This window comes from Trueperaceae bacterium (assembly GCA_036381595.1).
Lineage (GTDB): Bacteria > Deinococcota > Deinococci > Deinococcales > Trueperaceae > DASVCN01.
Genome location: DASVCN010000016.1, coordinates 1 through 8,294, shown reverse-complemented (window position 1 = coordinate 8,294; position 8,294 = coordinate 1). Strand labels below are relative to the sequence as shown.

Here is an 8,294-nt window from a genome sequence, read left to right as displayed (position 1 = left end):
GTCGGTCAGATCCTTCCAGGTACCGGCCACACCCTTGACGTTCGCCTGGCCACCCAGCTTCCCCTCGGTCCCCACCTCACGAGCGACACGAGTCACCTCGGACGCGAACGAACTCAGCTGATCCACCATCGTATTGATGGTCTCCTTGATCTGCAGGATCTCGCCGCGTACGTTAACGGTGATCTTCTGGCTCAGGTCGCCGCGGGCGATGGCAGTAGCCACCTTGGAGACGTCCCGCAACTGCACGGTGAGGTTGGCCGCCATCGAGTTGACGTTGTCGGTCAGATCCTTCCAGGTACCGGCCACGCCCTCGACTTCGGCCTTGCCGCCGAGCTTCCCCTCGGTCCCCACCTCACGAGCGACGCGAGTCACCTCGGAAGCGAACGAACTGAGCTGATCCACCATCGTATTGACCAGGTTGCCGGTGCGGAGGAACTCGCCGCGCATCGGCTGACCGTCGATCTCGAGGTGCATCCGCTGTTCGAGGTCGCCCTGCGCGACGGCCCCGATTACCCGGGCGATCTCCTTCGTGGGCTGAGCCAGGTCGGAGATGAGAGCGTTTATCGATTCCGTGTTACGCGACCACACGCCGCCCGCCATGCTGGCCGCTACCCGTTCGGAGAGCCTTCCCTCCTTGCCAACGGCGTCGCTGACCCGTTCAAGTTCACGCGAAGCGCTCTCGTGCAGGTCGATGATCTCGTTGAGGGTGTCGGCGATCTTGCCGTCGATGCCGGTCCACTCCATGGGCATCCGGGCCGACAGATCCCCCTTCTTCACGGCGTTCAGAACGTTCAGGAGCACAAGCTGGCGCGCTTCGTTGGTCTGGTCTACCGGGAGGCTCTTGGTGGCGCTGTTGTTGGGACTCACAGGCTGGCCTCGCTTCCAGCCAGCGCCGAGCCACAGCAAAGGACGCTCTTGTCGATGACGATAGGAATATTCACTTACTGCCCTCCTCCACCGCTCGTATCGCACCGACGCGTATTCGCCCTCGCTGGGGCAGCGGAACCTTCGCCGGTGAACGGGGCGCCCTGACCCGGCGATAGTAGGGGCCTGCTGGGAATCCAGCTCCGCCCTTGTTTTTGCCGGGCTTGTCGCCGAATAGATATTACAGGACGAGACGCTGGTCGGTCCAATCCGGCTCGGCCTCCGGAAGCAGGCAGAGGAGTTCCGCTCCCTCGCTTCAGCCGAACCTGGTCTCGAACCGCTCTACTACTTCGAGCAGTTCTCCGGGCAAGCGCGCTCTCGCCTCGCCCGCGAGCGGCGCGGGAACGCCCCCGTAGTACGCCTCGGCGACAGCGCCGGCGACGCAGGCCAGTGTGTCGCTGTCCCCTCCCAGTGAGACAGCGTTGCGCACCGCATCCTCGAAAGAGTGCGAAGCCAGGAAGGACACGAGAGCCTGCGGCACCGAACCCTGGCAGGAGACGTCGAAGTGGTAGTCGCGCCGGATCTCGTCGGGCGTGCCGCTCAGGTCGTAACCGAAGAGGCTGGTCAGTTCGTGAGCCATGCTCGCCCTTGCGGCCCCGTTTCGCGCTCGGAATACCGCCAGCGCGACCGCCTGTGCACCCTTTATCCCCTCCGCGTGGTCGTGGGTCACTGCTGCGGTGCGCTCCGCTTCGTCGAGGACCTCCTCGACGTTGTCGAGTGCGAAGCCCACGGGGCTCACCCGCATCGCCGAGCCGTTGCCCCAACTTCCGTACGGTTCGCTGGATGGGGAGTCCAACCAACTTCTGAACGTGGTGCCGTAGCCGGCGTCGGGGTAGCTCCGTCCGAACTCCTTCAGGGCTGCCGCGTAGTCTCGGTCGCCCAGGAGCGCGGCGGCGACCGCGACAGTGAGGACGGTGTCGTCCGTGAACCGCGAGGAGTCGCACCACAGCGGGAACTCCTTCGTCTTGATCGGCCTGTGCTCGTAAACCGACCCGATCATGTCCCCTACGATCGCGCCCAGCAAACGTCCACCTCCTGCTCACAGGCTAGCGCGGGCTACCCGACGCGATCGCTACCAGTCCTTCGCGCGCTCGGGCCTCGTTTGCTAACTTCGCTCATGCGATACGATCCAGAAACCATCCGGGGCTTCTTCGACTCATACGGAGACCGCGAGTGGGAGCGGTTCGAGGGCAGGGCCCAGGACCGCGTCAGCCTTCACATCCACAACCACTACCTCGCTCGCTTCGTGAAACCGGGAATGCATGTCCTCGATGCAGGCGCGGGCCCGGGCCGCTTCACCATCGAACTGGCCAGGATCGGCGCGCGCGTAACTGTTCTCGACATATCCCCACAGATGCTCGAGCAGAACCGCCGCCGTGTGGCCCGAGCTGGCCTCGAGGGGGCGGTGGTGGAACGCCGGCGCGGCGACATCGTGGACCTCTCCGAGTTCGCCGAAGACACGTTCGACGCGGTGGTTTGCTACGGCGGCCCCGTCTCCTACGTCATGGACAGGGCCGACGAAGCCCTGGCCGAACTCGTACGGGTCGCCCGACCGGCGGCTCCTCTGCTGCTGAGCGTGATGAGCACTCTCGGCGCCACGCGCTCGCTCCTTCCCGCGGTGCTGGACCTGAGCCATGAGGTGGGTACCGCTCGGATCGCCGAAGTACTGGCGAGCGGGCTGCTCCTCGACGATCTCTTCAGGAACAAGCATGTGATGAAGATGTACCGCTGGCGCGAACTGGAGGCCCAGCTGCTTCGGTTCGACTGCCAGGTAGTCGCGGCCAGCTCGACGAACTTCCTGACGGCGGGCCACCACGTGCCCGCGCTCGAACTGGCGGGTGACGAGGAGACGCTCGAGGCGCTGCTCGACTGGGAACTCGACTGTTGCCGCGAGGAGGGTGCGCTCGACGGCGGGAGCCACATACTGGCGGTGGCGCGGATACCCGAGAAGCCCCGGTGACGTCGTTTATGCGACTTCGAGCACTACATGTAAGAGAGCGGTTATAGAGGCGTAGCTACACTCCCCACGTGAACGCTCCCGACCGACGAGGCACGCACGAGGGTGTGAGCAGAGTCGACCTCGTCTACAACGCGAAGTGGCGGCGCACCTTGGTAGCGACCGTCCCCCTGGGAGCCCTCGCCTTCCTGCTCGCCTGGTTCCTGGAAAGATGGAGCGGCGAGGCGACCACCTTCGACCTGATCACCTACCCGGTGTTCGGGGTTTGCCTCATCGTGCTGGAAGTCTTCCTGTTGCTCAGCCGCAGGTCGCTCAGACCCCTGGTGATAACCACGGTGGGGGCGGTAGGCGCCTATTTCATCAGCAAGCTCTACTGGATCCTCTTCGTCCTTCCGCCCGATGTGGACCCGCGGGGTCAGATGACCGAGAACTTCTTCTGGGTTCCCGTCATCTACCTGCTCTCATTCGTGCTGCCCGACTCGCGACTGGGCCGTCAGCTGAGCCTGGCCTACACCGGAGTAGTGCTCGTGATCTCGCTCGCCTACTGTGTTAAGAGCGCGATCCTGGGGCAGAACTGGACCGTCGTCTACGCCCTCGTCCAGATGAACCTGGCGAACTCCGTCCTCTTCGCCCTCACCTCGTCCTTCATCCTCTTCAAGGAGGAGTACACGCGGAGCCAGACGAGGCTCGCGGTGGTGGAGAAGTACGCCAACACCGACCACCTGACAGGCCTTCCCAACAGACTCGGACTGAAGCTAGACCTCGAGCGCCGCCTGGCCGGAGGCGACGGCCGCTTCGCGGTCCTCTTCATCGACTTCGACGGCTTCAAGGTGGTCAACGACTCGCTGGGCCACGCTGGCGGGGACAAGCTGCTGGAACAGGTGGCCAGCCGGCTCAAGTCGGTCACCCGCGGGGACGACTTCATCGCCCGCTTCAGCGGCGACGAGTTCGTGATCGTGGTGGACTCCCTCGCCACCACCAACTCGGCTACCAGCGTGGCCAACCGGGCGATGGCGGCACTTGCTCAACCGTTCGACATCCAGGGGAACTATATTACTCTATCCGCGAGCATCGGCATAAGTTTCTACCCGAACGACTCGATAGATGCCGAAACGCTCATCCGCTACGCCGACAGCGCCATGTACCGCGTGAAGCGCTCCGGAAAGAACGGGATCCAGCACTACATGGGGGAACCCGAGGAGGCACTCGAGCGGCAGAGGCTGCTCGAACGCGACCTGCGTGCGGCGATCGAGGAGCGCTCGCTCACGATCGATTACCAACCGTTGCACGATCTCTCGACCGGCGAGATACTTGGATTCGAGGCGCTGGTGAGGTGGAAACACCCCAAGTGGGGCCAGGTCGAGCCGACAGAGTTCATCGAGATCGCCGAGCAGAGCGGCCTGATCGTCGCCCTGGGAAGCTGGGTGCTCAACGAAGCGTGCCGCCGGGCCGCCGCCTGGCAGCGGTCCGGCGCCGAGCCTCTGCGCGTCTCGGTGAACGTGTCGCCTCTGCAGTTCACCCATCCGGGCTTCTTCGACACCGTGCTGGCGGCATTGCAAGCCAACCTGCTACCGCCCGAATGCCTCGAGCTCGAACTCACCGAGAGCATCGTCATGAAGGAGGTGGAGAGCGTCTCGGCCACACTCGCGCGCCTGCAGCGTCACGGCATAAGGATCGCCATCGATGACTTCGGAACCGGCTACTCTTCGCTCGCCTACCTGCGGGACCTGCCCATCAACACAGTGAAGATCGATCGGACCTTCATCAACGACCTGGTGTCCCCGATCCGTGGCCCGCGCTTCGCGCACGCACTCGTCGAGGCGATCATCCGTCTGGCTGCCCACCTGGAGCTGGATGTGGTCGCCGAGGGGATCGAGGAGAAGGCGCAGGCCGATCTGCTGAAGGAGCTGGGCTGCGGTCTGGCGCAAGGTTTCCACTACTCGCAGCCGATGGAGCCGCGGGAGCTGGAGGCGTTCATGCAGGCGCGGGAGGCCAACAGTCCGGGTGAACGCGGGTCGCGGCCGCCCCTGGGACCGAGCTAGCCGGACTCCACCCGGTATGCTTCTGCCTGCGTCATGAACATGGTGGCGTAGCGGCCCCCGGCATCCATGAGATCAGCCGGGGCCCCGTCCTCGACTACATTCCCTCCTTCCATAACGATGATTCGATCGGCGAACCTGACGGTATTGAATCGGTGGGTGATGAGCAGTGAGAGCCTGCCGCGCATCAGGTCCCGGTAGCACCTGAACAGGTTCGCCTCGGCCTCGGCATCCAGGGAAGCGGTCGGCTCATCGAGCAGCAGGATTGGGGCGTCCCGGTAGAGAGCTCGCGCCAGAGCGATCCTCTGCCACTGACCGCCAGACAGATCCTGTCCACGAGCATGGAACTGGCGGCCCAGAAGAGTCTCCCAACCGTCCGGGAGAGCGGATATCAGTTCAAGGGCACCTGCATCTCGAGCCGCCCGCTCCAGCCGAGATTCCTCGAGCGCTTCGTCTGCCCGGCCGAATCCGATGTTCTCCCGCGCGCTCAACTGGTACCGCTCGAAATCCTGCAACACGACAGCCAATCGGGACCGGTATTCCCGCGGTTGGAACTCCCGGATATCGACGCCGTCGAGAGTGATCCGCCCTGCGCAGGGATCGTACAGACGTGCCAGTAGCTTCACCAGCGTCGTCTTGCCGGCGCCGTTCACTCCCACCAGGGCGGTCGCCTCTCCCGCTCTCAACTCGAGGCTCAGCCCCTCGAAGACCCATCTCTCCGATCCCGGATAAGCGAAACCGACCTCCTCGAGGACGAGTCCGTGACGAGGCCTCTTCGGCACGGGCCGCGGTTGCACCGGGGCGACGACCTGGGGTCGAACGGAGAGGAAGGTGGTCAGATCCCGGAAGAAGAGGCTGTTCTCGAGCAGGTCTCCGAGGCTCGCGAGTCCGAGGGTCAGGCCGGACCGAACGGCAGCCAGGGCAGTCACCAGCAGGGTCAGGTCGCCCAGACTTGCACGACCGACCGCCGTCTGGACCACGACGAAGGCGAGTGCCGCGTGTTGCGCCAGTACGGAGAGCGCGTCTGCCCCGGCGAAACGTCGGGCCTTTCGGCGGATAACAGCCAGACGAGCCGTAAGGACGTTGCCCAGATGATCTCGGACCTGCTCCAGCAGTCGTGGAGTGAGATCATAGAGTCGGATTTCCTTCGCGTGCAGGTCGCGCTGCAGCAGCTCCTCGAGGTAGGCGGCACGGCGGCCCTCGGGCGTGGTCAGGTCGTGAGAGTTGTACGACTCCATCCCCGACTTGCCGGCCACGAAAAGGGTTGGTAGCGCCGCCAGTATCAAGGCCAACGCCAGCAGCGGCTGAAACGCCAGCACGGCCAGGAAGAAACCGACGACGGTCGTGAACTGCTGGGCGCAACCGATCAGGGCGTAGGCCATGAGGAATGGCCTGAATCCGAGGTCCTCCCGGGCCTTGGCGAAAGTGTCGTAGTTGCCTGGCATCTCGAAGAACTCCAGGTCGAGCCGCGCGGCGTGGCCGGCCACCTTGAGCCGCAAGTGGTACTGCAGCCGTTCGCGGATGCTCTCTCGCAGCCCGTCCGACAGGTAACGGGCCATGCCCCCGACCAGGGCGAGGGAAAGGAGTGCCCCGACCAGGAGCCATAACCTTTCGCCCACGCCTCCGCCTCGAGCAAGATGGTCGACCAGGAGTTTGGTGACGAGTCCGGCGCCCGCCGGGGCGAGCCCCTGGACCACCGTGGCCGCGGTGCTGGCAGCGAACACTCCGGGAGCGGCTTCAGTCAGTAGCCGGACTGCCCGTGGCAGAACCCGGATGGAGCGGACAAGCGTAAGAACCGGGAGCGCCCTCTGCGCAAGTGCGGTCTCAGTCATCCCCGCCACCTAGAGCTCCCACGACTGCGGATCCTCGTCGGGCTCCACAGGGGGCACGAAGGTGGAAAGGTAGTGGGTATCTCTCGAACCGTCCTGCAACACCCCGTCCATCGCAAGGAAGGCGAAGGTGGCGGCCCCGCCCTGACCGGCGTCGTCTGCCTCCGCTTTGGCGATCAGCGCGCTGATGCGACGGACCAGATCGCGGTACCGGTGCGGGGAGAGGCGCAGGGTGCGGGCTTGGAAGTGAGCCGGTCGGGGGGCCAGGGCGCCGTTCCCACCGCTCTCTGCCGGCGCGCCAGGAAGAGCGTCCCGATCGAAGGCGTAAACGTGCCAGCTCGGATCGGCGCCGTTCTCCAGGCTGTCGCAGTACGAGTACGCAGAGAGGAATCGCTCTTCGAGGAGGGCCAGCATGACACTCGTGTGCTCGTCCGGATCGCCAGCCGGAAGGAGGTGCCGGTCATGCTTGAACGTTCGGGCGGTGAGTTGGTAATACACCTTGCCGCCCTCGCGCTTCACCTCCCCGAGTATTCCCAGCGCTGCGTGGCGTTTGGCGTGGTGATGGGCCAGGTTGGCGGGCATTCCCAGGTCCCGAGCAACGTCGCTGGGCGAGGCAGGCTCGAGGTACCTGCTCAGGAAGCCCGTCTCCTGAAGCGCCCGCGCCTGTTCGGGCTCGGTCACTATCAACTCGTCGCTTTGCATGACCGAGTATGAGCCGGTAAGCTTTCAGTGCGCTAGTGGTCATACTGAAAGACGTTCTCGAGCGCCCGAGGCGCCTTCTGGTCAGTAGTCCTGCCCGACCGGGCCTTCCCGCCAAAAACAGCAAACCCCGCGCTGGGCGGGGTTTCTCTGTGGAGCCAACGGTCGGATTTGAACCGACGACCTGCCGATTACGAATCGTGCCACGGCCAAACCTGTCGCTATCCAGTTGGCCCGCGGTTAGTCTTCTGCATCGCACATTCGCTGCCAATGGCCCACTGGACACCGGTCGTCAGAAACCGGTCTTAACCCCCCGCCTTTGGATATCCGTTGGATAGGCTAGGCATCTGCCCAGCTCCAGCTCGACACGATCCCCGAGCCGAATAGAGTGAGGGCGTGCTGCTTGAACGGCGGCCGGGAGAGACCCCCTCGCAACCAGCGTAGGGGGTCTCCTCTACTTGGTCACCAGGTAGCCACTTATTCCAATTAGGCCGGCACACCGTTGACATCCGTGCGAACTATCCAACGACGCGCCAGTGACGCCGTCCAGGACAGATTCTCAACAACCTTTCAACCTATTCCCCTGCAATAATCAGGGTGACCAACAATCCACTGGGTTCGCGGTCGGGGGCAGGAAGGCATGGCAACGTGGGTGATCCCCCCGAGGTAGGCACCACTACGGTCTCACGCATCGACACCGGCGGCCTCCACGAGAACGTCCGAAAGTACCTGACCAACCACCTCCTCGACGAGATCAGGCACAACCGCTGGATCCGACAAACCCGAGCCGCCGGCCTCCTCGCCAGCGGCCACCACGGCGCCCGAGTCACCGGCGCCACCCTCAGC

At 64.5% G+C, this 8,294-nt stretch carries 7 protein-coding genes and 1 tRNA gene; 3 read left to right on the top strand and 5 right to left on the bottom strand.

The features are described 5' to 3' along the window. Positions 1–867: HAMP domain-containing protein (locus VF168_04085; protein ID HEX7003346.1), on the bottom strand; the 867-nt coding region annotated here is incomplete at its 3' end. 313 nt (positions 868–1,180) lie between these two features. Next, positions 1,181–1,948, bottom strand: coding sequence for an ADP-ribosylglycohydrolase family protein (locus VF168_04080; GenBank protein ID HEX7003345.1), 768 nt, complete (start codon positions 1,946–1,948; stop codon positions 1,181–1,183). 93 nt (positions 1,949–2,041) lie between these two features. Between VF168_04080 and VF168_04075 the strand changes: the two genes are divergently transcribed. Continuing rightward, positions 2,042–2,884: a class I SAM-dependent methyltransferase gene (locus VF168_04075; GenBank protein ID HEX7003344.1), complete on the top strand. Its 843-nt coding sequence runs from the start codon at positions 2,042–2,044 to the stop codon at positions 2,882–2,884. Positions 2,885–2,952: 68 nt separating this feature from the next. Beyond that, a complete protein-coding gene (locus VF168_04070) occupies positions 2,953–4,923 on the top strand; it encodes a bifunctional diguanylate cyclase/phosphodiesterase (GenBank protein ID HEX7003343.1) in 1,971 nt (656 codons plus the stop codon). Here the strand turns inward: VF168_04070 and VF168_04065 are convergent. The 3 genes from VF168_04065 to VF168_04055 all read right to left on the bottom strand — a co-directional run bounded on the left by VF168_04065 (position 4,920) and on the right by VF168_04055 (position 7,682). Further along, on the bottom strand, positions 4,920–6,752 hold the full coding sequence (locus VF168_04065; GenBank protein ID HEX7003342.1) for an ABC transporter ATP-binding protein: 1,833 nt from the start codon (positions 6,750–6,752) through the stop codon (positions 4,920–4,922). The genes VF168_04070 and VF168_04065 overlap by 4 nt on opposite strands. Positions 6,753–6,761: 9 nt before the next feature. Further along, complete coding sequence (locus tag VF168_04060; protein HEX7003341.1) at positions 6,762–7,451, bottom strand: hypothetical protein; 690 nt, start codon at positions 7,449–7,451, stop codon at positions 6,762–6,764. A gap of 150 nt (positions 7,452–7,601) precedes the next feature. Next, positions 7,602–7,682, bottom strand: a tRNA-Thr gene (locus tag VF168_04055). Positions 7,683–8,096: 414 nt separating this feature from the next. Here VF168_04055 and VF168_04050 point away from each other — a divergent pair. Continuing rightward, the coding region (locus VF168_04050) for a hypothetical protein (protein HEX7003340.1) at positions 8,097–8,294 on the top strand (198 nt) is incomplete at its 3' end.

What these genes read in the sequence shown, in the direction of transcription:
- VF168_04075 (HEX7003344.1), top strand. Translation starts at nt 2,042, where the DNA reads ATGCGATACGATCCAGAAACCATCCGGGGCTTCTTCGACTCATACGGA.
- VF168_04065 (HEX7003342.1), bottom strand. Translation starts at nt 6,752, where the DNA reads ATGACTGAGACCGCACTTGCGCAGAGGGCGCTCCCGGTTCTTACGCTT.
- VF168_04060 (HEX7003341.1), bottom strand. Translation starts at nt 7,451, where the DNA reads ATGCAAAGCGACGAGTTGATAGTGACCGAGCCCGAACAGGCGCGGGCG.